Origin of the sequence: Pseudomonas sp. KBN10P06128, assembly GCF_037574945.1 — a bacterium.
GTDB lineage: Bacteria > Pseudomonadota > Gammaproteobacteria > Pseudomonadales > Pseudomonadaceae > Pseudomonas > Pseudomonas aeruginosa.
On the sequence record NZ_JBBELR010000001.1, the window covers coordinates 986708 to 1011550 of the forward strand.

At 67.0% G+C, this 24843-nt stretch carries 20 protein-coding genes; 11 read left to right on the plus strand and 9 right to left on the minus strand.

Annotated features, from left to right (window positions below):
* Window positions 1-158 precede the first annotated feature (158 nt).
* From VQ065_RS04575 to VQ065_RS04590, 4 genes are all read right to left on the minus strand, one after another.
* On the minus strand, window positions 159-449 hold the full coding sequence (locus tag VQ065_RS04575) for a DUF2218 domain-containing protein (protein WP_003093387.1): 291 nt from the start codon (window positions 447-449) through the stop codon (window positions 159-161).
* A gap of 212 nt (window positions 450-661) precedes the next feature.
* Window positions 662-1411 (minus strand): SDR family oxidoreductase, encoded by a 750-nt coding sequence (locus VQ065_RS04580; protein WP_003093385.1) that lies wholly within the window; start codon window positions 1409-1411, stop codon window positions 662-664.
* Window positions 1408-2793, minus strand: coding sequence for an aspartate aminotransferase family protein (locus VQ065_RS04585; RefSeq protein ID WP_003093384.1), 1386 nt, complete (start codon window positions 2791-2793; stop codon window positions 1408-1410). The genes VQ065_RS04580 and VQ065_RS04585 overlap by 4 nt, the downstream gene beginning before the upstream one ends.
* Before the next feature lie 8 nt (window positions 2794-2801).
* A complete protein-coding gene (locus tag VQ065_RS04590) occupies window positions 2802-3626 on the minus strand; it encodes a molybdenum cofactor biosynthesis F family protein (RefSeq protein ID WP_003093382.1) in 825 nt (274 codons plus the stop codon).
* 470 nt (window positions 3627-4096) lie between these two features.
* Here VQ065_RS04590 and VQ065_RS04595 point away from each other — a divergent pair, with 470 nt between their 5' ends.
* From VQ065_RS04595 to VQ065_RS04625, 7 genes are all read left to right on the plus strand, one after another.
* Entirely contained in the window at window positions 4097-4666 is a 570-nt protein-coding gene (locus VQ065_RS04595) for a fimbrial protein (protein ID WP_003111034.1), read from the plus strand.
* A gap of 30 nt (window positions 4667-4696) precedes the next feature.
* Entirely contained in the window at window positions 4697-5443 is a 747-nt protein-coding gene (gene cupB2, locus VQ065_RS04600) for a molecular chaperone CupB2 (protein WP_003093375.1), read from the plus strand.
* A 321-nt stretch (window positions 5444-5764) separates the two neighbouring features.
* Window positions 5765-8299, plus strand: a complete 2535-nt coding sequence (cupB3, locus tag VQ065_RS04605; protein ID WP_003093373.1) for a fimbrial biogenesis outer membrane usher protein CupB3 — start codon at window positions 5765-5767, stop codon at window positions 8297-8299.
* Window positions 8296-9036, plus strand: coding sequence for a fimbrial biogenesis chaperone (locus VQ065_RS04610; RefSeq protein WP_003093371.1), 741 nt, complete (start codon window positions 8296-8298; stop codon window positions 9034-9036). The genes cupB3 and VQ065_RS04610 overlap by 4 nt, the downstream gene beginning before the upstream one ends.
* Window positions 9037-9123: 87 nt before the next feature.
* The gene (locus tag VQ065_RS04615) at window positions 9124-12180 is read left to right on the plus strand and encodes a two-partner secretion domain-containing protein (RefSeq protein ID WP_003093368.1); all 3057 of its coding nucleotides are present in this window, start codon (window positions 9124-9126) and stop codon (window positions 12178-12180) included.
* A gap of 99 nt (window positions 12181-12279) precedes the next feature.
* On the plus strand, window positions 12280-13425 hold the full coding sequence (locus tag VQ065_RS04620; RefSeq protein WP_003093366.1) for a fimbrial protein: 1146 nt from the start codon (window positions 12280-12282) through the stop codon (window positions 13423-13425).
* A gap of 644 nt (window positions 13426-14069) precedes the next feature.
* A complete protein-coding gene (locus VQ065_RS04625) occupies window positions 14070-14714 on the plus strand; it encodes a response regulator transcription factor (protein WP_003093364.1) in 645 nt (214 codons plus the stop codon).
* Between the two features lie 14 nt (window positions 14715-14728).
* Here the strand turns inward: VQ065_RS04625 and VQ065_RS04630 are convergent, their stop codons facing one another.
* The 4 genes from VQ065_RS04630 to VQ065_RS04645 all read right to left on the minus strand — a co-directional run bounded on the left by VQ065_RS04630 (window position 14729) and on the right by VQ065_RS04645 (window position 19271).
* Window positions 14729-15418 carry an SDR family oxidoreductase gene (locus VQ065_RS04630; protein ID WP_003093362.1) on the minus strand — a complete coding sequence of 230 codons (690 nt, stop codon included), beginning with the start codon at window positions 15416-15418 and terminating at the stop codon, window positions 14729-14731.
* 89 nt (window positions 15419-15507) lie between these two features.
* Window positions 15508-18483: a non-ribosomal peptide synthetase gene (locus tag VQ065_RS04635; protein WP_003093360.1), complete on the minus strand. Its 2976-nt coding sequence runs from the start codon at window positions 18481-18483 to the stop codon at window positions 15508-15510.
* 210 nt (window positions 18484-18693) lie between these two features.
* A complete protein-coding gene (locus VQ065_RS04640; RefSeq protein WP_003093358.1) occupies window positions 18694-18900 on the minus strand; it encodes a helix-turn-helix transcriptional regulator in 207 nt (68 codons plus the stop codon).
* Window positions 18897-19271 (minus strand): hypothetical protein, encoded by a 375-nt coding sequence (locus VQ065_RS04645; RefSeq protein ID WP_003093356.1) that lies wholly within the window; start codon window positions 19269-19271, stop codon window positions 18897-18899. The genes VQ065_RS04640 and VQ065_RS04645 overlap by 4 nt, the downstream gene beginning before the upstream one ends.
* A 106-nt stretch (window positions 19272-19377) precedes the next feature.
* Between VQ065_RS04645 and VQ065_RS04650 the strand changes: the two genes are divergently transcribed.
* Window positions 19378-20214 (plus strand): class I SAM-dependent methyltransferase, encoded by an 837-nt coding sequence (locus VQ065_RS04650; RefSeq protein WP_003093354.1) that lies wholly within the window; start codon window positions 19378-19380, stop codon window positions 20212-20214.
* On the opposite strand, the gene VQ065_RS04655 is transcribed toward VQ065_RS04650, so the two are convergent.
* Window positions 20211-20879 carry a helix-turn-helix transcriptional regulator gene (locus VQ065_RS04655; RefSeq protein ID WP_003093352.1) on the minus strand — a complete coding sequence of 223 codons (669 nt, stop codon included), beginning with the start codon at window positions 20877-20879 and terminating at the stop codon, window positions 20211-20213. The two genes, VQ065_RS04650 and VQ065_RS04655, sit on opposite strands and share 4 nt — an antisense overlap.
* Before the next feature lie 228 nt (window positions 20880-21107).
* Here VQ065_RS04655 and VQ065_RS04660 point away from each other — a divergent pair, with 228 nt between their 5' ends.
* The 3 genes from VQ065_RS04660 to VQ065_RS04670 all read left to right on the plus strand — a co-directional run bounded on the left by VQ065_RS04660 (window position 21108) and on the right by VQ065_RS04670 (window position 24829).
* A complete protein-coding gene (locus VQ065_RS04660; RefSeq protein WP_014604034.1) occupies window positions 21108-22595 on the plus strand; it encodes an aldehyde dehydrogenase family protein in 1488 nt (495 codons plus the stop codon).
* Between the two features lie 190 nt (window positions 22596-22785).
* Window positions 22786-24276: an APC family permease gene (locus VQ065_RS04665; protein WP_003093348.1), complete on the plus strand. Its 1491-nt coding sequence runs from the start codon at window positions 22786-22788 to the stop codon at window positions 24274-24276.
* Window positions 24251-24829, plus strand: a complete 579-nt coding sequence (locus VQ065_RS04670; RefSeq protein WP_003093346.1) for a DUF3156 family protein — start codon at window positions 24251-24253, stop codon at window positions 24827-24829. The genes VQ065_RS04665 and VQ065_RS04670 overlap by 26 nt, the downstream gene beginning before the upstream one ends.
* Window positions 24830-24843: the final 14 nt, after the last annotated feature.

The window sequence follows — 24843 nt, forward strand, 5'->3', positions numbered from 1 at the left end:
TCCAGTCATTGTTGTTATCTGCGCGAGAGCGCCTGGAGGGGATGATGGGACGGGGGCGGAGCGAGCTGAATGGCTTTTCCGGGGAATGAATTGCACTTTCCATGGCCCCGCGTGACGCCCGGCGCCCGGCCGCGAAGGGCGGCCGGGTGGCGGCGCGTTCAGCTTTCGGCGGGCTGCCAGGCAATCTCCAGGCTTTCGCTGTTGGCCATGCGTTGCAGGTGATCGGCGACCACGTTCTGCATATGGGCGAGGCTGTCCTCGTCGGGGCTGTTGAGAATCATCAGGACATGGTCGGGGTGGGCGAGCAGCTCGCAGTTGGAGTCGCCGAAGTCGATGAAGCCGCGCTCGGGAGTGAGTTCGACTTCGAACTTGTGGCCCCAGTGCTTGCACAGGCGATTGACGTAGCGTGCGGCCGATTCGGTACGGACATGGGAGGTGGAGCGGAACATGAAGCGAATCCTCTCGGTTGGGGATTTCCGATACTAACCTGCTGAGAGTCATTCTTATTCATCCATTTTGCAGGGGCTTTCGATAATCGCCCGGCAAATGGTCGGCCCTTGTCCGTGGGACAGGGCGAGCGCCCTACCGGAGCCGGCGGAAGTGTTTGCCGGATACGTCGGAAGGCGCTCTCTCTGGAGGGAGAGGGCGAACGCCAGCGGCTTCAGGCCAGCCCGCCGTTCTCCGGCAGCAACGCGCCGCCATCCACAACCAGGGTCTGCCCGGTGATGTAGCTCGCCTCGTCGGATGCGAGGAAGAGCATGGCTTGGGCGATGTCCAGCGGCTGGCCGACACGCCCGAGGGGGATGTGCGCGGCCAGCGCGGCGGCGTCGCCGAGGCTGCCCAGCGCCGGAGTCGCGACCAGGCCGGGCTCGACGCCGTTGACGGTGATGCCGTCGCCGGCCAGCTCCAGCGCGGCGGCGCGGATGAAACCGTTGACCCCGGCCTTGCTCGCCGCATAGTGCGAGAGTCCAGGGATCGCCGTGCGCGGGCCGGTCACCGAGGAGGTCACCAGGACGCGCCCGGCCACGCTGCGGCGCAGGGCGGGAAGGGCGGCCTGGGTCAGCCTGAAGCAGCTTTTCAGGTTCACCGCCAGGGTCCGTTCCAGGGTGCCTTCGTCCAGTTCCGCGAGGGCGCACTGGGGAAAGGCAGCGGCGTTGTGCAGGAGGATGTCCAACTGGCCGAAGCGCTCCAGGGTCGCGCTCACCGCTCGTCTCGCGGCGTCGTGCTCGCTCAGGTCTTCGGCCGTGCCTCCGCCCAGGCGGATCGCCTCCAGGACGGCCTGGCCGCGGCTGGCGGTACGCGTCGCCAGCAGAACCCTGGCGCCTTCGGCGGCGAAGCATTCGGCGATGGCCCGGCCGATGCCCTGGCCGGCGCCGGTGACCAGCGCGACGCGGTTCTCCAAGCGCCTCACGATGGGCGCTCCAGCAGTTCGCCCAGGCAATCGCGGAGCAGGCGGTCGTGCAGTTCGACGTCCTCCGCGCGGGTCGCCGGGCAGGTCAGCGCCATGTTGTGGAATGGCGTCAAGAGCACGCCGCGGTTGAGCAGGTAGAGGTGCAGGCAGGCCTCGACCAGGCCGTTGCGTGCGTGGTGGGCCTCGCCGCCGTTGCGCGGGGCGTGGGTCATGAACAGGTACTCGACGCGCGCGCCGATGCGCGTCACGTGCCAGGGCAGGCGCAGTTCCTCGAGCGTCGCGCGGACGCCCGCCTCGAGCTGCGCGGCGAGCTGGAACATGTGCCGATAGGCGTCCTCCGTCATCACTTCGGCGAAGGTCGCGCGCATCGCCGCCAGTTGCAGCGCGTTGCCGGCCAGGGTGCCGCCAAAGCCGAAATGGTTGATCGCCTGCCCCGGTCGGAAGTGCGGCAGTACCGCCCAGATCCGCTCCGCCTGCGCCTGGCTGCATCCCCAGACGGCGCTGGGAATGCCGCCGGCGATGCATTTGCCGAGGACGAAGAAGTCCGGCTCGAGGCCATGCGCGCCGCTATAGCCGGCGGGACCGCAGGAGATGGTGTGGGTCTCGTCGATGATCAGCGCCACGTCGTGGCGGCGGGTCAGTTCGCGCAGGCCGGCGTGGAAGCCTTCGGCCGGCGGGACCATGCCGACGTTGGTCATGAAGGGTTCGGTGAGCACCGCGGCGACGTCGCCATGGGCGAGGGCGGCCTCCAGCGCGTCGAGGTCGTTGAACTCCACCAGGCGGGTGGTGGCGTCGTGGCGTACGCCATTGGGGTGAACGCCCGCGCGCGGAACCATGCGCCCGGCGGCGTCGAATTCCACCTGCGATTCGTCGACGCTGCCGTGGTAGTTGCAGTTGAATACCACCACCTTGTCACGTCCGCTGAGCATCCGGCACAGGCGCAGGACGAAACGGTTGGCGTCGGTGGCCGAGGTGGTCACCTGCCAATAGGGCAGGCCGAAGCGCCGCGCCAGTTCGGCGCCGACCCACAGGCTGTCCTCGGTCGGCAGCATCAGGGTCGAGCCGCGCCGCGCCTGGCGGGCGATGGCGTCGGCCACCGCCGGTTGGGCGTGGCCGAACATGGCGCCGCTATCGCCGAGGGCGAAGTCGACGTACTGCTGGCCGTCGATGTCGGTGACGCGCGCGCCCTGGGCCTCTTTCACCAGCAGCGGGCAGTTGCCCGGCCACTGTTGCATCCAGTGCAACGGTGCGCCGTACAGCCAGTGGCGGCGGTTTTCCCGGTAGGCCTGGGCGGAGCGCGGATGCAGTTCGTCGAAGCGTCGCAGCTCGCGCTTGAACAGCGCTTCGACGCGGGCCAGGTCGAGGCCGAAGGTGGTGTCCATGGGCGTCCTCACAGGTCGTGGCGGGTCTGGTTGAGCACCTGGGCCAGGGCGCCGACCGGGAAGTTAACCGGGGTGGCGAAGTCGTCGTCCTGGTAGCCGAAGATCTTGCCGTCGGTGCGCCCGGCTTCCAGGTCGATCAGCAGCACGCCGAGGGTCGGCACGATCTTCTCGCGCCAGACGAACAGGTACAGGCGTTCGGCCAGTCGGTAGCAGTGGCAGCGGTCGGTATCGGCCAGCCCTCGCTCGGCGCCGCGCAGGCAATGCCAGGTGTAGAAGTCGGGATTGAGGTAGACGTGTTCGTAGGCCTCGCTGGCGCTGTAGACGTAGCGGTTGCGCAGGCCGACCAACTCGTCGCTGGGGACGTGCGGGCAGGCGCCGGGCTGCCACGGGCGGTCGAGGCTGCCATGCAGGAACTCGGCCTCGACGCCGGTCAGTTCCCGGCCGGCCAGGACCCGGGAGAACAAACCCTGTTCGCAGGCCGTGCGGTCGGGCAGATGGCCGAGCACCGCGGTGAACGCCTGGTTGTCGAAGTCCAGCACCAGGCTGACCGAGACCGGCCGGCCGTTTTCCTGCTTGAGGAAATCCACCAGGTAAAGGTTCTCCCGCAGTGAACTGGCGCGGTAGTCCGACTCGCCGCTGGCACTGCCGTCGGCCAGGCGCCAGCGCAGGCGCTGCGAGTCGAAGGCATGTTCGATGACCCAGCCGTTGGCGAAGTGCAGGACCCGTTCGAGCCCGGCGAGATCGCCGCAGGCGGGAAGGACGTGGTTGTCCGGAGCGAAGCCGTCGGCCAGGGCGCCGACGGTGATCCATCCGGAATGCGAGTGGGCGGACATAGGGTTCTCCTCGTCGTGGGAAACCCATGCTGGCCTGTCTTCGAGTATCCCGATATCGACCGGATGGTTGATAGGTCGATATGCCACGGAAATAGCACGGAGCGGCGAAGGGAAAGTTATCGAAGATGAAGTATTAGATGGGTTTTCGTTTCTTCTTTTTTGGTTTTTTAGTTAATGGGTTCCTGTTCTTCTATAAGTATTTTCTGAATGTATTCTTATGTACCTATTGGCTGTTATCGGAAATGGACTACATATGTTTTCGTATGATTATTATTTTTAAATCCTGTCTTTCTTTCTAGTATTTGGGTCTGCGTTTATCAGGGCGCAATCTTCGGCTGTCGCGTAATGGTCGGAGGCGCTCTAGGCGGCCGTCCCGGTTGCGCGCAAAGGCTTGGCTACCTTGGCCGGTTCGTACTGCATCGGCTCTCCAGGGAGCAGCCAGGATGTTCCACAACTCCAAAGGAAATCAGATGAACAAGTTCAAACGTGCAATTCTTGCGCCCCTCGTTGCGTCGGGCACCCTTCTCGCGCTGATGTCCCCCGTGGCCCATGCGGTCGATGGGATCGTCAACTTCTCGGGCAACATCACCGACGTCGCGTGCGATATCAACGGCCAGGCGCCGGGTGCGGGCAACGTCACCAACGTCGACCTGGGTATCGTGGCGCCGACCCATTTCACCGCCGTCGGAACCAACTCCACTTTCCAGGAGTTCGATCTGGTCCTCTCCGGTGCCGGCTGCACCAATGACAAGAAGGTTTCCATCGCCTTCGATACGGTCACCAACGTCGACCGTATCAGCGGCAACCTGATGCTGATGGGGCCGTCGAAAGCCAAGGGCGTGCAGATCCAGATCTTCAACAATTCGGCGGCCAACACCACGAAGATCCCGCTGGGCTTGGTCGAGGCCGCCCCGCAGAAGGCAACCATCGACAAGAACACGGCGACCCTGAAGTACAAGGCCTCCTATGTGTCCACCGAGAAGACCGTGATCGCGGGTACCGGCCTGTCCCATATCCGCTACCTCCTGGCGTACGAGTAAGCGGCGGTCGACGGACGAAGAGGTGAGGCCATGGCGCCGCTAATGCATCGTTTTCATTCTTTCGTGGCGGCAAGCGCCGTGGCCATCGCCCTGTGCGCCGGAACGGCTCATGCCGGGCTGATCGCACAGGGCACTCGCGTCGTCTTTCCGGCCAGCGAGCGCGAGGTCACCTTGCGGGTCAGCAATACGTCCGGCACTCCCGTGCTGGCGCAAGCCTGGATCGACGATGGCCGGCAGGACGTTCCCCCCGAGGAACTGCAGGTCCCCTTCAGCGTCACGCCGGCCGTGACGCGAGTGGACCCCAATGGCGGCGCCGTATTGCGCATCGCCTACCTGAAGGCCCCGTTGCCGACGGATCGCGAATCGCTGTTCTGGCTGAATATCCTGGAAGTTCCGCCCAGGGACGAAGACGAAAACAATGCATTGCAGTTTTCCTTTCGTTCGCGCTTCAAGCTCTTCTTTCGACCCAGCCAGTTGAAGAGTGTCGATTCGGCTGCCGGGAAACTTCAATGGAAGTTTCTGGAGTCAGGGGGAGCAGGAAAAAAGACCGTAGTACAGGTAAATAATCCGACGCCTTACTACGTTTCGTTCGCCAGCGTCGAATTGATTGTCGATGGCCGTGTCATGTCCGTGGGAAAGGGAATGGTCGCGCCATTCTCGACGAAGGAGTTCGACTGGCAGGGAAATCCGAAGAACATGGAAGCCGCTTCCGTCAGATACGAAGTCATCAACGATTACGGTGGCCGCAATACCCTCGATAGGGCACTCGGCAAATAACCCCTCCGTTTCCCCGCTTTTTACTTACGGCCCGACATATGAGTGGCGATTTTAAAATCGCTGCAGGGATTACATATGCCCAAAGTTTCTCTTCATAGGTGCTTGTCCGCTCCCGCTTACGGTGGGCAGGTCGCCCTGTTGCGAATGGCGATACAGGGAGGGATCGCCGTTCGTTCCCTGCGATTCGCCTGTCTGCTGGCACTGTTTCCTTCGCTGTCCTCCTGCCAGTCCTGGTCCTCCGTCGGCGCCGCCGGCGTAGCCGGGGCGAAAGCGAAGGAGGCCAGGGCGGGAGCACCGGCGAAACAGCCGCAGGCGCCCGCGGTGGCCGTTGCGTCACCGGCCGGCGGGTTGGACGCACCGTCGCGGCGGATCGTCTTCGACGCGCAGATGCTGGCCCTGGGGCCGGGCGGACGCTCGATCGATACGTCGCGTTTCGAGCGCGGCGACGTCATCGAGCCAGGCCGCTATCGCCTCGACCTGCTGCTCAACAGCCGATGGCGCGGTGTCGAGGAAGTCGAGCTGCGCCGCCAGCCGGGGCGGGAAAGCGCGGTCTTCTGCTACGACCGGGGCCTGCTGGAGCGGGCGGGCATCGACCTGGAGAAGAGCGCGCGTGGCCAGGATCGTTCCTCGGCTCGCGATCCTCTGCCCGAAGGTTTGCACTGCGACCCGCTCGAGCGCTATGTGCCGGGGGCCCGGGTCAAGCTCGATATCGCCGAGCAGTCGGTCTATGTCTCGGTGCCCAGCTATTACCTGAGCCTGGATTCGTCGAAGACCTATGTCGATCCGGCGAGCTGGGACAGCGGCATTTCCGCCGCCTTGCTCAACTACAACAGCAATCTCCACGTCAGGGAAAACCACGGCAGGAGCGCCACCAGCGGCTATGCCGGGATGAACGCCGGCTTCAATTTCGGGCGGGCGCGCCTGCGCCACAACGGCACGGCCACCTGGTCGCGCCGCATGGGCAGCCACTACCAGCGCAGCGCCACCTATGTGCAGACCGACCTGCCGGCCTGGCGTGCGCAGTTGTTGCTGGGAGAAAACTCCACCAGCAGCGAGTTCTTCGATGCGGTGTCCTTCCGTGGCGTGCAGCTTTCCAGCGATGACCGGATGCTGCCGGATTCGCTGCGCTACTACGCTCCGGTGGTCCGTGGGACCGCCAGTACCAATGCGCGGGTATCGGTCTACCAGCGCGGCTACCTCATCTACGAAACCACGGTGGCACCCGGGGCGTTCGCTCTCGACGAACTGCAGACCGCCAGCTATGGCGGGGACCTGGAAGTGCGGGTGACCGAAGCCAGCGGGGAAGTCCGCAGTTTCATCGTGCCGTTCGCCACCACCGTGCAACTGCTGCGCCCCGGGACCACGCGCTACAGCCTGACGGCCGGGCGGCTCAACGATCCCAGCCTGGAGCGTCGGCCGAACATGCTGCAGGGCGTCTACCAGCGCGGCCTGGGCAACGACGTCACCGCATACGCGGGCGGGGCCTTCACCGGCAGCTACATGTCCGGATTGATGGGCGCGGCGCTGAACACGCCGGTGGGCGGATTCTCCGGTGACGTGACGCTGGCGCGTACCGAGGTTCCCGGCGACGACCGCCTTAGCGGCTCCAGCTACCGTCTCGCCTACAGCAAGAACCTGCCGAACACCGGCACCAACTTTTCGCTGCTCGCCTATCGTTACTCCACCGGTGGCTATCTCGGCCTGCGCGACGCGGCCTTCATGCAGGACCGGGTAGAGCGAGGCGAGCCGCTGGAGTCGTTCTCGCGCTTGCGCAACCGTCTCGACGCCAACATCAGCCAGCAACTGGGCAACGGCGGCAACCTGTACCTGAACGGCTCCTCGCAGCGCTACTGGAGCGGCGGCGGGCGGGCGGTCAACTTCTCGGTCGGCTACAGCAACCAGTGGCGCGACGTCAGTTACTCCATTTCCGCGCAACGCCTGCGCAGCCACTACGAAGGCTTTTCCAGCGGTGACAGGCGCGGCGAGACCAGCACGCTGTTCAGCCTGAACCTGTCCATTCCGCTGGGCGGCGCGGGACGCGGGTCGCCGACCCTGAGCAGCTACCTGACCCGCGACAGCAACAGCGGAACCCAGCTCACCAGCGGGGTTTCCGGCATGCTGGGCAAGCGTGGCGAGGCCTCCTACTCGCTGTCGGCCTCCCATGACCGCGACAGCCGGCAGACCTCGAAGAGCGCCAGCCTCGACTATCGACTGCCGCAGGTCGAACTCGGCTCCAGCCTCTCGCAGGGACCGGGCTATCGGCAGTTGTCGGTCAAGGCCGCGGGGGGCCTGGTCGCGCACAGCGGCGGGATCACCGCGGCACAAACCCTGGGCGAGACGATCGGCCTGGTCCACGCGCCAAACGCCAGGGGCGCGGCTGCCGGCTACTCGGGAAGCCGGATCGACCGCCACGGCTATGCGGTGATTCCCAACCTGCTGCCCTACCAGTTGAACAGCGTCGACCTCGACCCCAACGGCATGGCCGACGAGATCGAACTGAGGTCCAGTTCGCGCAACGTGGCGCCCACCGCCGGAGCGGTGGTGCGCCTCGACTATCCGACGCGGGTGGCAAGGCCCTTGCTGGTGGATAGCCGGATGCCCAGCGGCGAGCCCCTGCCGTTCGCCGCGGAAGTGCTCGATGCCCACAGCGGGCAGCCGGTGGGCGCCGTCGGCCAGGGCAGCCGCCTGGTGCTGCGGGTCGAGCAGGATCGCGGCTCGGTTCGGGTGCGCTGGGGCAACGAGCCGCAGCAGCAGTGCCTGGTCGACTATGCGCTGGGCCCGCGCGAGACGACGCCTCCCGTCCTGCAACTGGCATGTCGCCCGGCGTCGGCCGCCGACCGGGAGCGCACGCTGTGACCGGCGTCGGCCTGGGACGATGCGGCACGGCCTGGGTCCTGCTGGTGGCGCTGGTGGCCGATGCCTCCGCCTCGCTGTCCGTGATCGGGACCCGTTTCATCTATCCGGCGGGCGTTTCCGCGCTGACGATTCGCGTCGGTAACGTCGGGACGCGCCCGGCCCTGGTCCAGGCCTGGCTCGATCGCGGCGACGAGACGGCGGACCCGAGCGCTGTCACGGTGCCGTTCATCCTGTCGCCGCCGCTGTTGCGTATGGACCCGCAGGAGACCCAGGCGCTCCAGCTTCGCCATACCGGCGAGCCGCTGCCGGACGACCGGGAATCGCTGTTCTGGGTCAACCTGCTGGAGGTGCCGGGGCGGGAGGACGGCAGCGGCAACCTGCTGCTGGTGAGCTACCGCCTGCGGATGAAGCTCCTGTTCCGTCCGCAGGGTCTGGCCGGCGATCCGCGAGCCGCCGCGCGCCAGGTCGTCTGGCGCCTGCGTCCGGCGGTACGGCCGGGGCAGCGGGCGCTGCTGGAGGCGGACAACCGCAGTCCCTATCACGTTTCCCTGGTGCGCCTGGAGCTGGGCGAGGGTGACCTCGCCATGTCCCTCGGCAGCGTCACCTTGCCGCCTTTCGCCGTTACCCCGTTGAGTCTGCCGGCCGTGCCCGGCGAGGCGGTGCGGGTCCATTTCGATGCGGTGGGGGATGACGGCCAGATCGAGCGCGGCGACGCGCCGGCAGAGAGATACCCGTAGGAGTTCGGCAGGGCCCGGGGAGTTGGGCTCCTGCCGTAGCACGGCCCTGCGAATAGGTCGCGGGGTTTCACTGGAGGAAGGAAGCACATGAACAAATGCTATGCACTGGTCTGGAACGTATCCCAGGGCTGCTGGAACGTCGTCAGCGAAGGCAGTCGCAGGCGCGGCAAGCCCGCCGGCGCCAAGGCGGCGATCGCCTCCGCCCTGGCCCTGCTGGGCGCCACGGCCCTGGCTCCGGCCTATGCGCTGCCAAGCGGGGGAACGGTGGTCGGCGGGAGCGCGAACGGGGAGATACACCTGTCGGGCGGCAACAGCCTGTCGGTCAACCAGAAGGTCGACAAGCTGATCGCCAACTGGGACTCCTTCAGCGTTGCCGCCGGCGAGCGGGTGATCTTCAACCAGCCGAGCAGTAGCTCGATCGCCCTGAATCGGGTGATCGGCACCAAGGCCAGCGATATCCAGGGCCGGATCGATGCCAACGGTCAGGTCTTCCTGGTCAACCCCAACGGCGTGCTCTTCGGTCGCGGCGCCCAGGTCAACGTCGGCGGCCTGGTGGCTTCCACGCTGGACATCACGGATGCCGAGTTCAACGGCAACTCCTCCAGATACCGTTTCACGGGTCCCTCTACCAACGGTGTCCTCAACCAGGGAGGCGCCATCACCGCGGCGGAAGGCGGCAGCATCGCCCTGCTCGGCGCGCAGGTCGACAACCGCGGGACGGTCCTGGCGCAGATGGGCGGTGTCGGGCTCGGCGCGGGCAGCGACCTGACGCTGAATTTCGACGGCAACAAGCTGCTCGACATCCGCGTCGACGCCGGGGTCGCCAATGCGCTGGCAAGCAACGGCGGTCTGCTCAAGGCCGACGGGGGGCGAGTCCTGATGGCGGCCAGGACCGCCAATGCGCTGCTCAACACGGTGGTGAACTCCCAGGGTGCCATCGAGGCCCGTTCGCTGCGCGGCAGGAACGGGCGGATCGTGCTCGATGGCGGCCCGGACGGCAAGGTCATGGTGGGAGGCGCCTTGTCCGCCAATGCGCTGAACGGACCAGGGCACGGCGGCACGGTCGAGGTCCGGGGGCAGGCGGTGGAGGTGGCCCTGGGCACCCAGGTGAACACGCTCGCCAGCAATGGCCTCAACGGCACCTGGAAGATTGCCGCCGACAAGATCGACGTGCGCCCGTCGGCGGTGTCGGATGGCGTCACCGTTCATGCCGACACCCTGTCGCGGAACCTGGCGAGCACCAATATCGAACTGGTTTCGACCAAGGGCGACCTGGACCTCGACGGCTCAGTGAGCTGGGCATCGGGCAACCGGCTGGGGCTGGGCTCCGCGGCCGACCTGACGCTGAATGGCAGGCTGAATTCCAGCGGCGCCAAGGCTGGGCTGGAGCTGAAGGCCGAAGGCGCTATCGATATCAATGACAAGATCGTTCTCGGCGGGGCTGGCAGCGCGCTGGCCATGGATGCCGGCGAAGGCCACCGGGTGAACGGCACGGCGTCGGTCTCCCTGGCCGGGGCCAACGCGACCTACGTCTCCGGCGGCTATTACTACACGGTGGTGCAGAACCTGGCGCAGTTGCAGGCGATCAACAAGAACCTGGACGGCCTGTACGTGCTCGGCGGCAATATCCTGGGCGGCAGCTATTACTGCACGGCACTGCAGTCCATCGGCGGGCCCGCCGGCGTCTTCAGCGGCACCCTGGACGGTCTCGGCAACAGCATCGGCAATCTCTCGATCAGCAACACCGGGCCGAATGTCGGGCTGTTCGCCCGCTCCTCGGGCACCCTGAGCAACCTGAAACTGAACAACCTGCGGGTATCCGATAACACCTACGGCTCCGGTCCGTCTTCGCTCGGCGCCCTGGTCGGGATCAACAGCGGGCGTATCGCCAACGTCAGCGCCAGCGGGGTCTCGGTCGTCGGCAGCCGACTGCGCTCCAACGCACTGGGCGGCCTGGTCGGGCGCAATATCAACGGGCAGATCACGAACGCATCCGTCAGCGGCGGCGTCACCGCTTATGCGGCGAGCACGGCGGTCGGCGGTCTGGTGGGGGAGAACTTCACCACCGCCTGGGGGCCGGAGGCGGTCATCGAGAACGCCCACAGCAACGTCCATGTGGCTGCACAGTCCACCGAGCGCAACAGCCTGGGCGGCGTCGGCGGCCTGGTCGGACTGAATGCGAAGGCCACGATCAGGGCGTCCGGCAGCCAGGGGAAGGTCGAGACCTACCGGCCCGGCCTGAACGTCGGCGGCCTGGTCGGCTACAACATGTTCGGCCACGTCTCCGATAGTAGCGCCAGCGGCCAGGTGGAGGCCGGCGGCGCGGGGTATACCGGCGGGCTGGTCGGCCTGAGTTCCGGCGGCGAGATATTCCGCTCGCAGGCGAGCGGGTCGGTGTACAGCAAGGGCGGCCTGGCGACCGGAGGGTTGATCGGCAAGGCAGAAGGCAACGGCATGCTCGGAAACCTGAAAGCCAGCGGCAGCGTCATGGACCAGGGGGGCGCGGATCTGGGCGGGCTGGTCGGCAACAACAGCCAGGGTGCCATCGAGACCGCCGAGGCGACGGGCAAGGTCAGCGGCGGCAGCAACAGTCGCGTCGGCGGGCTGATTGGACACAACCTCGGCGGTTCCGTCGCCCATGCGATCTCGCGCGGCGACGTGAGCGGCGGCTTCAACAGCCTGGTGGGCGGGCTCGTCGGCCACAACGGCGGCGAACTGTTCAACGTGGATGCCAGCGGCAGGGTCAGCGCCGCTGCGAGTGCGTCGGTTGGCGGCCTGGTCGGCAGCAACGCCGGTTCGATCCTGTCGGCGCGCAGCAGCAGTACCGTCAGCGGCGGCGGGCGCAGCCGCATCGGCGGCCTGGTCGGCGAGAACCAGATCCAGGGACGCATCGTTTCGTCCATGTCGGAAGGCACCGTCAGTGGCGACTACTACGTCTCCATGGGCGGGCTGGCCGGCGTCAACCTGGGATCGATCGAGTACTCCGGCGTCAGCGGCAAGATCGACTTCAAGCCTCAGTCCCATTACGGCCAGATCTACGGTGCGCAGGTCGGCGAGAACCGTGGGGTCCTGGGCGGCAACTACGTGATCGGCGAGGCGGCGCTCCTGCCGCCTGCCGGTATCGACTACGGCAACATCTGGTAAGGCCGGCAGGGGAGGTCCCAGGCGGACCTCCCTTCCCGGCCGGGGCCGCTCTCGCCTGGAGTGTGGCCCTCTTCCGCAGGCGCAATCTTGGAGAGTTCCATGAGCATGAGGTTATTTCCCGGCCGCGTTTCCCTGCGCCGCCGGCCTGGCGCGCAGGCTCGGCAGGCGCTCGTTCTCGGCCTCTGCTGCCTGACCGGCGGCCAGGCCTGGGCCCTGAACGAGGTCGCCCTGAACTGCTCGTTCGGCAATGGCAAAGGCTTGCCCTGGCGTGTGGTGAACGAGCTGACCAGCGGCACGGCGAAAGGCACGGTGCTGTTCGCCAGGCCGGTGAGCCTGTTCCTGAGCTACAAGCCCCAGGCTTCCCAGGAGGCGCATGAGCTGGTCCTCGGGGGGAACTGGTCCGGGGTGGGCTATCCGGGGCCCTACGGCACGGTGGCGTCCGACGTCAAAGGCATCGGCTATCGGATCTCGGTGGATGCCCAGGACGGCGTCAAGCGGGTGATTCCGGTCGACAACCAGCCCCATGCGCTGGACAAGCGAGTCACGAGCTTTTCCGGAAGCACGACCAGCGACTACCTACAGGAACTGGTCCTGACGGTCGACCCCGGCGAGTTGCCTGCCGGCGACCTGAAGGTAACCAGCGTATCCGGCAGCGCCACCCTGAATCTCTGGGCGGTGGACAGGCTGAAGGGCGAAGCGTCCATCGGCAGCGTCCTGGCGGTGCCTGCGGACAACTACCCCACCGGGGTTTGCCGAAAGCCCTATTCGCTGATCGGCCCGGCCTCCATCGCTATCGGCGGCGGTCCCCCGCCACCGCCGATAGCGAAGAAATGCAAGGTCGAGGTGGGACGGGAAATCAACGTCAAACTGGGTAGCGTCGCGTTGAAGAACTTCCCGCGGGTCAACGACACCTCCACGGAGCGCTCCTTCGATATCTCTCTCAGCGAGTGTGCGGCGCTGGCCAAGCCGGAAATCGCTTTCCGCGACAAGTATGTCTCGGCGCAGCAAGCGGACCCGACGATCCTCAGCTTGAAGAGCGGCGGCGCGGCGGGGTTCGGCATCGTCGTGAAGAACGGCCTGGACCAGCAGCGGATACGTTTCGACGGCACGCCCTACCCGATGCGGCGTGTCGGCGACAGCGCCGACCTCCCGCTGAGTGCCGCCTACATCCGTATCGGCGCGGAGGGCGAATTGAAGGCCGGGGTCGCCGACGGCGCCGCCGAGTTCACGTTTACCTTCCCCTGAGCGGCGCCGCCGCTCTTTCCCCGGCGTTTCCCGCCCCGCCTCGGGAAGCGCCGTCGGCCGCTTTCGCGCCAGCCCTCGCGAAGGCTCGGCCCCTCACCTCCAGTGGTTGCAGATCGCCGAAGGCGCTCTGCATATCGCTCCGCTGCTCGTCCTGGGTCTCGTGCGCACATGCCATTCCCGCACGCGGAATACCGATATTGCGTATGGGCGAAGGCTTTCTGAGGGATATGCAAGTTTCCTCGGTAGGATTTCGCGCAAATAAACGAACGCTATTTTCCAGGCGATAGTTTCAGGTTGTCGCGGAACTCTTTTTTCAAACTTTTTGCTGCTCTGGCTTGTCCGTTTCGTATTTCATCGTTTTTCATAAGTGTCTACGTAGACGTTTTTCGGGGGCTGTTTCAAGTGTCTTTGTTGTTAGTTTACGAGGCGAAAAAATAGTAGTTTTACTATATTAAATATCGTCGGTTTCACTAGAAAATACACATGTTCACTTTGAACCGGGGCAGTGGCGTCGGCGGATTCCGGACCGCGCTTTCCTCCTTGCCGGCCGAGCGGCGGCCGCCTGCCTGCGGCAGGCATGACCGAGACCACAGGTTTCCTGGTAACGCTTTCGCCTGCCGTGTACCGCTTAAGGAGACGCAAGGATGTCCCTACATCGCATTCGCGTAATGGTTGCGGATGATCATCCCGCCATTTCGCTGGGTATTTCCTACGAACTGAGTCAGTGCGGTTCTTTGGAGATGCTCGGTCAAGTTTCCAATTCTACCGAGTTGATCGGCCGGCTCGACGAAGGCGACTGCGATGTCGTTATCGTCGACTATACGATGCCGGGCGGGAAATATGGCGATGGACTGGCATTGTTGTCATTGCTGCGACGACGTTATCCGCATCTGCAATTGGTCGTCTTTACCATGCTGAACAATCCGGGTCTTATCCGGGCCATTCTCAAGCAGGGTATCAATTGCATCCTCAGCAAGTCCGACTCGACCAGTCACCTGCTGGCGGCGGTGAGCGCGGCCTATTCGCGAAACCAGTATTTCTCGCCGTCGATCAGGGACATCTTCGTCAACCAGGTGCTTTCCTCGCACAACGAACGGCTGACGCCCCGGGAGGCGGAAATCGTCCGTCTGTTCGGCTCCGGACTGACCATCACCGAAATCGCCGAGCGCTCGCATCGCAGCGTGCAGACCATCAGTACGCAGAAGGTCAGTGCCATGAAGAAGCTCGGTATCAAGCGCGATGCCGACCTCATCAGGTATGCGGCCGAGGGCTATTGCCGGATGCCCTGACGGATCGGCCCGCTTCACCAGGGCAGCGGCTGGTTCCGATAATCGACGAAGCGACAGGCATTCACGCCCGCGGCATCCTCCACCGCCGCGACCAGTCCGGCGGCGCTTTCCTCGACGCTCAGCGGCGCGCTGTCGCCGCCCATTTCGGTACGCACCCAGCCGGGATGCAGGAGCAACAGGCTGAACGGCAACTCCTCGAACTCGCCCTCCCAGCTGCGTACCAGGCTGTTCAGCGCCGCCTTGCTGGCGCCGTAGAGCGGCATCGTGGCCGACAGGCCCAGCGCCAGGCTGGCCATCTGCGAACTCATGAACGCCACCACGCCACCCCGGCTAACCCGCCCGGACAGTGCCCTGGCCAGGCGCAGCGGCGCGATGGCGTTGGTCAGGAACAGCTGGGCGGTCTGCTCGGCGTCGATTTCCGCCACATCCTGTTGCTGCGGACCGTAGATGCCGGCGTTGACGATCAGGCGATCGATCCGCCGCTCGCCCAGCGCCTCGCCGATGCGTTCGGCGCAGTCGCGTTGGTTGAGGTCGCCGGTCACCGCTTGCAAGCGCTCCCCGGCCCGCTCCGCCAGTGCCTGCAGCCCGGGAGAGCCTTGCGGTCGCCGGGCGACGGCGAATACCTGTGCGCCGCGTTGCAGGAAGGCATCCGCCAGTCCCAGGCCGATGCCGCGCGAGGCGCCGACGATCAGAACGTTGTGCATGAGGTTCTCCGGGCGATAAAGCGGACAGGATACCCAAGCGCGTCCCGCTGCGGTAACCGCCGCGGCGACTGGCCGCGGCGGCCTCGACCTTACCGCATGGCGCTGCCGCCCAGGCCGGCGAGGTACAGGTCGAGCAGGCGGTCGTCGAACTCCGGCTCGCGCACGGCGCTCCCGCGCAGGTGTTCCTCGACGTTGGTGCAGTCCCAGAGATAGGTATCCTGGTACAACTCGACGGTGCTGCGGCCGGCGTACATGTTGTCGCGGAACATGCTCAGCAGGGGATAGAGCGGGGCGTCGCGATTGTCTTCCCAGAGACTTACCCAGTCGTCGAACGGCATCTGCCGAAGGGGACGCCCGGCGCGTCGCCCGAGACGGCCGAAGAACTCGTCCAGGGTCAGGCAGCGCGGAATGCTCGGCACCAGGTTGAATTTCTTGCCCAGCGCCGAAGGCTGGCGGGCGATGACGCTGATCGCCTCTACCATGTAGTCCACCGTGGTCAGGCCCTCGCGCAGCTCGCGCAGGAGCGGCACGGCCCGGTACTCCAGGCAGGTCCGCGCCAGCCGGCTCCACCACTGGTAGTCGGCGTAGGCGCCGGTACGGCTGTGGCAGGTGGCGTAGCCGAGGCGGAAGGTCATCAGCGGCAGGCCGCGTTCAGCGGCGAGGTCGGCGATCTTTTCCATCACCCATTTGCTGCGCACGTAGCCCATGTCGGTGACCACCGCCGGCAGGTTCTGGTCGATGTCGTCGTCCTCGCGCATCAGGCGCTTGCCGGTATGCAGGTGGCCCCAGCTGTACACCGAGATGCTCGACAGCAGCATCAGCGGCTTGCAGCGGCCGCTGGCGCAGAAGCGCAGGACCTGGCCGAGCCCCTCGACGTTGTCGCGCTTCATGTAGCTGTACGGCTGGATGAAGTTCACCGCGCTGGCGGAATGGAAGACCTGGTCGACGCTGCCGGCCAGCTCGCGATAGGTTTCCGCCGGTAGTCCGAAGCCTGGTTCGGCGAGGTCGGCGGCGTAGGCCCTGACCCGTCGCCAGTCCGACTCGGCGAGTTCGATGCGGTGCTGCCGGGCGGCCTGGCGCAGGCGTTCGAGGGCGTGGGCGTCGTTTTGCGCACGGACCGGACAATGCAGGTCGGCCTCGCGGCTGGCCAGCAGCTCGGCGAGCAGGTGGGCGCCCATCAGCCCGCTGGCGCCGGTGAGCAGGATGTGCCGTGGCGCGAGCAACTGGGCGGCGTCCATGGGCCGACTGAAATCCACGTCGGCGGGCAGGCGCACGTCCCGTTGCAGCTCGTGGGCCGGTTCGCTGTCCAGCGCCGGCGGCGCTTCGCCGGCGCGCCGCGCCAGGCTGGCCGCCAGTTGGCGCACGCTCGGGGTGCGGTAGATGTCGTGGATGTAGGCACGGTTGCCGAAGCGTCGGCTCAGTTCGCGCACCAGGGCGGCGGCCAGCAGGGAATGGCCGCCGACCTCGAAGAAGCTGTCGTCCAGGCCGAAGTCGGTATGCCCCAGCACTTCCTGCCAGGCCAGGGCCACTTGCAGTTCGCCGGGGGTGCCGAAGCGTTGCTCGTCGAGTCGTTCCTGGCATTGTTCCTCCAGGCGTCGACGCAGGGCCTGGCGGTCGATCTTGCCGTTGACCGTGGTCGGCAGGCTGTCCAGCGACAGATAGCGGCTGGGCAGCATGTAGTCGGGCAGTTCCTGGCGCAGGGCGGTCTTGATGGCGGCGAGCACGGCCCTGGCATCGTCGCCCCGCTGGCGGGGGACCACGAAGGCGCTCAATTGCTGGCTACCGCAGCGTGGGTCGGCATGCGCCAGCACCACCGCGCCATGGATCGCCGGCTGGCGCAGCAGCGCGGCTTCGACGTCGCCGAGTTCGACGCGGTGGCCGCGGATCTTCACCTGGTCGTCCAGCCGACCGAGGAACTGCAGGCTGCCGTCGGCCAGCCAGCGGGCCTTGTCGCCGGTGCGATAGAGCCGGCGCCGCAGTGCCTGCGAGTAGTGGAAGCGCCTGGCGGTCATGTCCGGGTCGCGCAGGTATTCGCGCGCCAGGCAGACGCCCGCCAGGTTCAGCTCGCCGGGCCGGTCGCCATGGCAAGGCCGGTCGTCGGCGTCGAGAATGAATGCCTCGCAACCGTCGATGGGCGTGCCGATCGAGGCGGGCCGCCGATGAGCTTCGGCGTCGACGATGCGGCAGGTGGCGAAGACCGTGGCTTCGGTCGGGCCGTAGTAATCCACCACGGTATAGGGCAGCCCGCCGGTTGCGACCGGCGGCAGTTTTTCCCCGGCGCAGAACAGGTAGCGCAGCGCCAGCGACGGCGGGGCGGGCTGCTCCGCCAGCGCGGGCACCATCACGGTAGGCGCGAAGGCGTGGCTGATCCGCTGCTCGGCGAAGAATGCCAGCAGCGCCGCCGGGTCTGGGCGCACCTCGTCGGGCACCAGGTGGAGGCAGGCGCCTGCGCACAGGGTGGACCAGATTTCCCATTGGCAAACGTCGAAGCCGACGCCGGCCATCAGGGTGGTGCGGCTCCGTTGGTCCATCTCGAAGCGCCGGTTGTGCCAGTCCACGAGGTTGCTCAGGGAGCGGCTCTCGATCACCACGCCCTTGGGTTCGCCGGTGGTGCCCGAGGTGAAGATCACATACAGCGCTTCGCTGCCGTCGAGCGCCGGCCTCGGCGCGGCACCCGCCGCGCTCGTCGCGAGCACCTGTGCGATGACCTCCACCGGTTGCCCCGGCAGGTCCTCGGCCTGGGTGGCGAGGGCCACGGGGGCCTGGCACTGGCGGAGGATTTCCTGCTTGCGCCTGTCGGGTTGCCGACGGTCCACCGGTACGTAGGCCGCTGCGCACTTGGCGGCCGCCAGGATGGCGATGACCAGTTCGGCCGAGCGTTCGGCCAGCAGGGGCAGCCGCTCGCCCCGGGCGACGCCGCGCCTGGCCAGGTGGGCGGCCAGCCGGTCGCTGAGTCGGTCGAGTTCGCGGTAGCTGAACGAGCGCTCGCGATCGACGAGGGCGGGGCGTTCGGGATGGGTATCTGCGTGTTGCCTGAATAAGCCAAGAACAGAATCTTTCGACATGGCTGAGACTCCTGTCTTGCCGGTTGAAAAGACGTTATCCGTGGTTTTTCAGCGTATCGAGCGGGGACCAGGGGGAAGGCTGGCGATAGGCCTGGTCCAAGGCTAGCCCCGAGGGGAAATGCGGCAACTGCCATTTGGTACAGGGTAAGGGGGGCTCGCCGCCGGGGTCGCCAGAGGGCGCCCCGGACATTTTCGGCAGCGGGATCGGACTCAGTCCAGCTGGCCTTCCCGGTCGTCGAAGATCGCTTCTATCGCCAGTCCGAACACCCGGGCGAGCTTGAAGGCCAAGGGCAGGCTTGGATCGTAGCGGCCGGTTTCGATGGCGTTCACCGTCTGCCGCGATACCTCCAGCTTTCCGGCCAGCTCCGCCTGTGACCAACCGCGCTCCGCGCGCAACTCGCGAACCCGGTTCCTCATGCGTAGCGCCTCAGTCCCAGGACGCAGCCGATGGCCCAGAACGCGCCCATCAGGGGCCAGACGAAGAACATCGAGAGTTTCGGAAAGCCGGTGGTTTCGAGGAAACCGTAGGCGAAGGTGAGCAGGGCGGTGCCGACGAAGGCCAGGGCGAGGGCTTCGAGATGGATGCGCCGGGCCATTTCGTCGAGGCGCCGCAGGTAACGGATCACCACCAGCGCCAGGGCGACCATCGGTGGCACCGGCAGCAGGGCGAGGAAGACCCGGCCGGCGCCCGGTTCCGTGCCTGCCAGCAACTGGCCGCTGATCAGAACGGCAGCGGCATAGCCGACCAGCGCGAGAAGCAGTTCGAGGAAGAAACGTTTGTGGGTCATGGTTGAACCGTCCATGTAAAGGGGGCTTTACATTGGTCGGGATGCTCTTCTTTGTCAAGCAAGCTTTACATTCTCTATGGGCTTGCCTTGGCGAGGAGACTCGGGGATGGTAGCGGGCGGTCTCTGGGAGAACGGCGAAATGGCGACGGGCGACGAATTCGACGCGCTGCTGGTGGAAGCCGGCCGCACACCGATGCGCGGCTGGGAATACGACTATGGCGGACGCATCCGCCTGGAACCGCCGCCATGGGATTTCCCGGGGCGCATGCTGGAGCGCTGCCGGGCCGCCGCCAGCCTGCTGGACATGGGCACCGGCGGCGGCGAATGGTTGAGCCGGCTGCCGTATCGTCCGCCGCTCACCGTGGCTACCGAGGGCTGGGCGCCCAACCTGGAAATTGCCCGGGGTCGCCTGGAGCCCCTGGGCATCCGCGTGGTCGAGGTGGAGGGCGCGCCGGACAACCATCGCCAGGGCCGGGAGGGCGATGGCGGCGGGGCGTTGCCGTTCGCCGATGGCACCTTCGACCTGGTCGGCAACCGCCACGAGTCCTATCTGCCATCGGAGGTCCGGCGGGTGCTGGCGCCCGGCGGCTGTTTCCTCACCCAGCAGGTGGCCGGCGACTTCAACCGCGAGTTCTATGCGTTGCTCGGCGAACCGGCGCCGACGCCGGAGGCGCCGCACTGGAACCTGGGTTTCGCCCGGGCCCAGCTGGAGGCCGCGGAGTTGCCGCCGGTGGCAGGCGGCGAAGGTTGGGAGGTGTTGCACTTCGCCGATGTCGGCGCCCTGGCCTGGTACCTGTTGAACCTGCCCTGGGTATTTCCCGGTTTTTCCTTCAGGCGCCACCGCGAGCGCCTGCGCGGCCTGCACGAGAGCGGCGAGCCGCTGGCGGTGCGGCAGTTCCTCTTCTGGCTGGAGGCGCGCAGCCCCCAGGCCGCGCGCGGCTAGAGGAAGAGTCGCTTCACCAGCTCGGTGCGGCTGCGCGCGCCGGTCTTGCGGAACAGGTTGAGCAGGTGGGTCTTCACCGTCGGCAGGCCGAGTCCGAGGCACTGCGCCAGGCATTTGTTGCTGACGCCGTCGCGCAGCAGCAGGGCGATCTCCCGTTCCCTCGGTGTCAGGCCTTGCAGGCGCTCGGCGCTGGCCGTTGGCGTGGCGCATGCCTGCGCCGCCAGCTCCATCAGGCCATGCAGGGCGCGCAACTGTCGCAGCTCCTGGTCGGAGAAGGCCCCTAGGCGGGCGTCGCGCAGCAACGACAGGGCCGCCACCGGACGCTGCTGCGCATGCGCCAGCACCTCGACCACGTCGCAGATCCCGTGGCGTCGCAGGAAGCCCTGGTACAGCGCGCTGTCCTCCGCGGGCTGGCGGGCGATGCCCTGGCGCAGCGGCACCACCGGCGAAGCGCTGGCCAGGCAGTGGCGCGGCTGCAGCGGATCGTAGTCGCGGTAGTGGCGCAGGTAGTCGCGGTGCATGCCGGCCGGCATCCGCAGGAGCTGGAAATCGTGTGCGCGGCAATCCTCGTCGATGCGATAGAACACGCACAGGCTGGCCGGCACCACCTGGGTGAAGGCCTGCATGCAGCGCGGGCCGAGGTCGGGCGACAGGGTCGAAGGCATGGCGCGGGACTCCCGTGGGACGAGGCGGCGGGACGTCCACTGTCCCGCCTGCCGGGCAGAATGTCCATGCCCCGGCGCGCCGTCTTGTCTCTCTCTGCCTGGCTTGGCAGGCAGCGGCAAGAAACCCGGCAGGCTGGAGCAAGCGAGCGGGGGAGCGGCGGGTCCAGAGTATTCCCGGGTAGTAGGCGCATGCATGACGCAGCGCCGTCGCCAAGCCGAGGAGCACACATGAGTATTGCCATCGACCCGTCCGTCAGCGCCTTCTTGCGCAGCCCCCATGGCCTGCTGATCGACGGCGAGTCCGGGCCGGCGCGTTCCGGCGCCGACATGCCGCTGTACGACCCGGCGACCGGTGCCGAGCTGGCGCGCGTGGCCCGCGCCGGCGCCGAAGACGTCGATCGGGCGGTCGCCGCCGCGCGGCGTGCGTTCGAAGGCAACTGGGCAGGCCAGCGCCCGGCCGATCGCGAGCGCCTGCTGCTGCGACTGGCGGAACGGATCGAGGCGCATGGCGAGCAACTGGCGCAGCTGGAGACCCTGAACAACGGCAAGTCGATCAACCTGTCGCGGGCCCTGGAGGTCGGCGCCTCGGTCGAGTTCATCCGCTACATGGCCGGCTGGGCGACCAAGATCGAGGGCCGCAGCCTCGACCTGTCGATCGCTGCGGTCCCAGGCGCGCGCTACCGGGCCTACACGGTGCCGGAGCCGGTGGGCGTGGTTGGAGCCATCGTGCCGTGGAATTTCCCCTTGCTGATGGCGATCTGGAAGATCGTCCCGGCCCTGGCCTGCGGCTGCACCGTAGTCCTCAAACCGGCCGACGAAACCCCGCTGACCGCCCTGCGCCTCGGCCAGTTGTGCCTGGAGGCGGGGATTCCACCAGGGGTGGTGAACATCGTCACCGGCACGGGCGCCGAGGCCGGCGCGGCACTGGCGACGCACCCGGGCATCGACAAGCTGGCGTTCACCGGCTCGACCCCGGTGGGCAAGCTGATCGGGCATGCGGCGGTGGAGAACATGACGCGTTTTTCCCTCGAACTCGGCGGCAAATCCCCGGTGATCATCCTCGATGACACCAGCCTGGACATGGCTGCCGCCGGTTCCGCCGGCGCGATCTTCTTCAACCAGGGGCAGGTCTGCACCGCTGGTTCGCGCCTCTATGTGCAGCGCAAGCGTTTCGACCAGGTGCTGGAGCGCCTGGCGGCCATCGCCGGCGACCTGAGCATCGGCCCCGGCCTGGATCCGACCACGCAGATCAACCCGCTGGTCTCGGCCAGGCAGCAGGAGCGGGTGCTGGGGATGATCGAAAGCGGGGTGGCCGAGGGCGCCAGCGTGGTCTGCGGCGGGGCGCGCCAGGGCGAGATGGGGTTCTACGTGCAGCCGACGATCCTTGCCGACGTCACCCCGGGGATGCAGGTGGTGCGCGAGGAAATCTTCGGGCCGGTGCTGGTGGCGACGCCCTTCGACGATCTCGACGAAGCGGTGCGTCTGGCCAACGACAGCATCTACGGGCTCGGTGCGAGCATCTGGTCCAACGACCTGCGCCAGGTCATGGACCTGGTGCCCAGGATCAAGGCCGGCACGGTATGGGTGAACGCCCACAACCTGCTCGACCCGTCGATGCCGTTCGGCGGCTTCAAGCAGTCCGGCATCGGTCGCGAGATGGGCCATGCGGCGATCGAGGCGTACACCGAGAACAAGTCGGTGTGCATCGCCTACTGATATCGATGAAATCGGGGTGAGCCGATTCGTTCGGCTCTTTCGCTGCCCTCCGCGGCAGCCTTTTGTTCGACACGCTTCGCCTGCCGGCGGAGCGTACGGGACGCCGGCGCGTCCCGCAGGGCGCCTGGCGCGCCCTGGCAGGGCCTGACGCAAGAACAACAACAGCAACGCTGCCGTCGAGGATACGTCGATGTCCAACTCCAGACTCACCCAGCACCTGCTCCGCGGGCGGGTTGGTTTCCCCACCGCCCTGGCCAGTTCGGTCGGGTTGATCATGGCCAGCCCGGTGATCCTCACCGCCACCACCGGCTTCGGCCTGGGCGGCGGAACCTTCGCCGTGGCGATGCTGGTGGCGCTGCTGCTGATGCTGGCGCAGTCCACCACCTTCGCCGAGGCCGCCTGCCTGCTGCCGACCCGTGGCTCGGTCTACGACTACCTATCGTGCGGCCTCGGGCGCTTCTTCGCGATCACCGGCACGCTGTCGGCCTACCTGATCGTCCATGTGTTCGCCGGCACCGCCGAAACCATGCTCAGCGGCACCATGGCGCTGGTCAACTTCGAGTCGCTGAATACCCTCACCGAGCCGGGCGGCGGCGCCTGGCTGGTGGGCGTCGGCATGGTGCTCTGCTTCGGCCTGCTGAATGCGCTGGGGATCACCGCCTTCGGTCGCGCCGAAGTGATCCTCACCTTCGGCATGTGGAGCACCCTGATGATCTTCGCCGTGGCCGGTCTGCTGCGCCTGCCCGCGGTGGAGTTGCAGGGCTGGTTCGGGGCCTCGATGGTCGGCGACGACCTGCCGACCCTGCTGTCGCTGGTGGGCATGGCGATGTTCATGTTCGTCGGTTGCGAATTCGTCACGCCGCTGGCGCCGGAGGTGCGCCACGCTTCGCGGACCCTGCCGCGGGCGATGGCCCTGGGGTTGGTCGGGGTGGCCTGCTGCATGTTCCTCTATGGCGCGGCGATGCGCCGGCAGGTGGAAAACCTCGACCTCGGCGGCGGCCTGCACCTGCTGGAGACGCCGATGGCGATCCCGCGATTCGCCGAGCAGGTGATGGGACCGTTCGGACGCATCTGGCTGGGCGTGGGCCTGCTGTTCGCCGGGGCCGCCACCATCAACACCCTGATGGCCGGCCTGCCGCGGATTCTCTACGGGATGGCGCTGGATGGCGCCTTGCCGAAGGCCTTCACCTACCTGCACCCGCGCTTCAAGACACCGTTGCTGTGCATCGCCGTGGCAGCGGCGATTCCCTGCCTGCACGCCTGGTGGCTGGGCGGCGACAGCGAAGGGATCATCCACCTGGTCCTGGCGGCGGTCTGCGCCTGGGGCACCGCCTACCTGCTGGTGACCCTCTCCGTGGTGCTGCTGCGCATCCGTCGCCCGGACCTGCCGCGCGCCTACCGCTCGCCGCTGTTCCCGTTGCCGCAGCTGTTCTCCAGCGCCGGAATCCTGCTGGGGATGTTCTACATCACGCCGCCGGGTATGAACCCCGCCGACATCTACCTGCCGTTCGCCCTGATGCTCGGCCTGGCGGCCGCCTACGCCCTGTTCTGGACCCTGTGCGTACAGCGGGTGAATCCGTTCCGTCCGCTGGCGGTGGAAGAGGTGCTGGAGAAGGAATTCGCCGAAGAGGACCAGCAGCAGCGGGAGAAGGCGCATGTCCGCCTGGGCGCGCTGGTATGAGCGCCACTGGCGCGACTGGCGGCCAGCCGCCTATCGCCCCGGAGCCACCCTGGCCCTGGTGCGGCGCAACCTGGCTGCGTGCGACGGCGAGGCGCAGGACGGCAGGCTGTTGCTGCGTACGAAAGAGCTGAGCCTCGAGGTTCGCGAGCGGGTCCAGGCGCACCTGTTCATGCATATCGTCAGCACCGAGTTCAGCCTGTTCGTGGCGGCGCCTGGGGGGCCTCCGGCCAGCCTGGAGCTGCGTCACGCCGGTTGCTTGCGGCGTCGCGGCATCCTTTGCAAGGTGCGCCGCGGGAGCGGGCCCGAGCCGTTGCGGGAGGCCTTGCAGGGGGGCGACCGGGCCTTGCTGGAGCAGCTCATGCCGCTGGACTTCCGGAGCTTGCGCCTCTGCCGCGACGACAGGGGCTGGACCGTGAGCCTGGAACACCTGGGGGCGTGCGAGGTGGTCAACCGCTTCCCCGCCTATCGCCGCTACATCCCTCTGGTCGCCGAGCAGCGCCTGGCCCTGCTGGGCGCCTTCGCCCAATTGCAGCGCCTGCTTTCTCCCGCCTGAACGGCCCTTGCCGG

Bases quoted from the DNA above. Each gene is read 5' to 3' on its own strand.
- VQ065_RS04575 (WP_003093387.1), bottom strand. From the start codon at position 449: ATGTTCCGCTCCACCTCCCATGTCCGTACCGAATCGGCCGCACGCTAC.
- VQ065_RS04585 (WP_003093384.1), bottom strand. From the start codon at position 2,793: ATGGACACCACCTTCGGCCTCGACCTGGCCCGCGTCGAAGCGCTGTTC.
- VQ065_RS04590 (WP_003093382.1), bottom strand. From the start codon at position 3,626: ATGTCCGCCCACTCGCATTCCGGATGGATCACCGTCGGCGCCCTGGCC.
- VQ065_RS04595 (WP_003111034.1), top strand. From the start codon at position 4,097: ATGAACAAGTTCAAACGTGCAATTCTTGCGCCCCTCGTTGCGTCGGGC.
- cupB2 (WP_003093375.1), top strand. From the start codon at position 4,697: ATGGCGCCGCTAATGCATCGTTTTCATTCTTTCGTGGCGGCAAGCGCC.
- VQ065_RS04615 (WP_003093368.1), top strand. From the start codon at position 9,124: ATGAACAAATGCTATGCACTGGTCTGGAACGTATCCCAGGGCTGCTGG.
- VQ065_RS04620 (WP_003093366.1), top strand. From the start codon at position 12,280: ATGAGCATGAGGTTATTTCCCGGCCGCGTTTCCCTGCGCCGCCGGCCT.
- VQ065_RS04625 (WP_003093364.1), top strand. From the start codon at position 14,070: ATGTCCCTACATCGCATTCGCGTAATGGTTGCGGATGATCATCCCGCC.
- VQ065_RS04630 (WP_003093362.1), bottom strand. From the start codon at position 15,418: ATGCACAACGTTCTGATCGTCGGCGCCTCGCGCGGCATCGGCCTGGGA.
- VQ065_RS04635 (WP_003093360.1), bottom strand. From the start codon at position 18,483: ATGTCGAAAGATTCTGTTCTTGGCTTATTCAGGCAACACGCAGATACC.
- VQ065_RS04640 (WP_003093358.1), bottom strand. From the start codon at position 18,900: ATGAGGAACCGGGTTCGCGAGTTGCGCGCGGAGCGCGGTTGGTCACAG.
- VQ065_RS04645 (WP_003093356.1), bottom strand. From the start codon at position 19,271: ATGACCCACAAACGTTTCTTCCTCGAACTGCTTCTCGCGCTGGTCGGC.
- VQ065_RS04650 (WP_003093354.1), top strand. From the start codon at position 19,378: ATGGTAGCGGGCGGTCTCTGGGAGAACGGCGAAATGGCGACGGGCGAC.
- VQ065_RS04655 (WP_003093352.1), bottom strand. From the start codon at position 20,879: ATGCCTTCGACCCTGTCGCCCGACCTCGGCCCGCGCTGCATGCAGGCC.
- VQ065_RS04660 (WP_014604034.1), top strand. From the start codon at position 21,108: ATGAGTATTGCCATCGACCCGTCCGTCAGCGCCTTCTTGCGCAGCCCC.
- VQ065_RS04665 (WP_003093348.1), top strand. From the start codon at position 22,786: ATGTCCAACTCCAGACTCACCCAGCACCTGCTCCGCGGGCGGGTTGGT.
- VQ065_RS04670 (WP_003093346.1), top strand. From the start codon at position 24,251: ATGTCCGCCTGGGCGCGCTGGTATGAGCGCCACTGGCGCGACTGGCGG.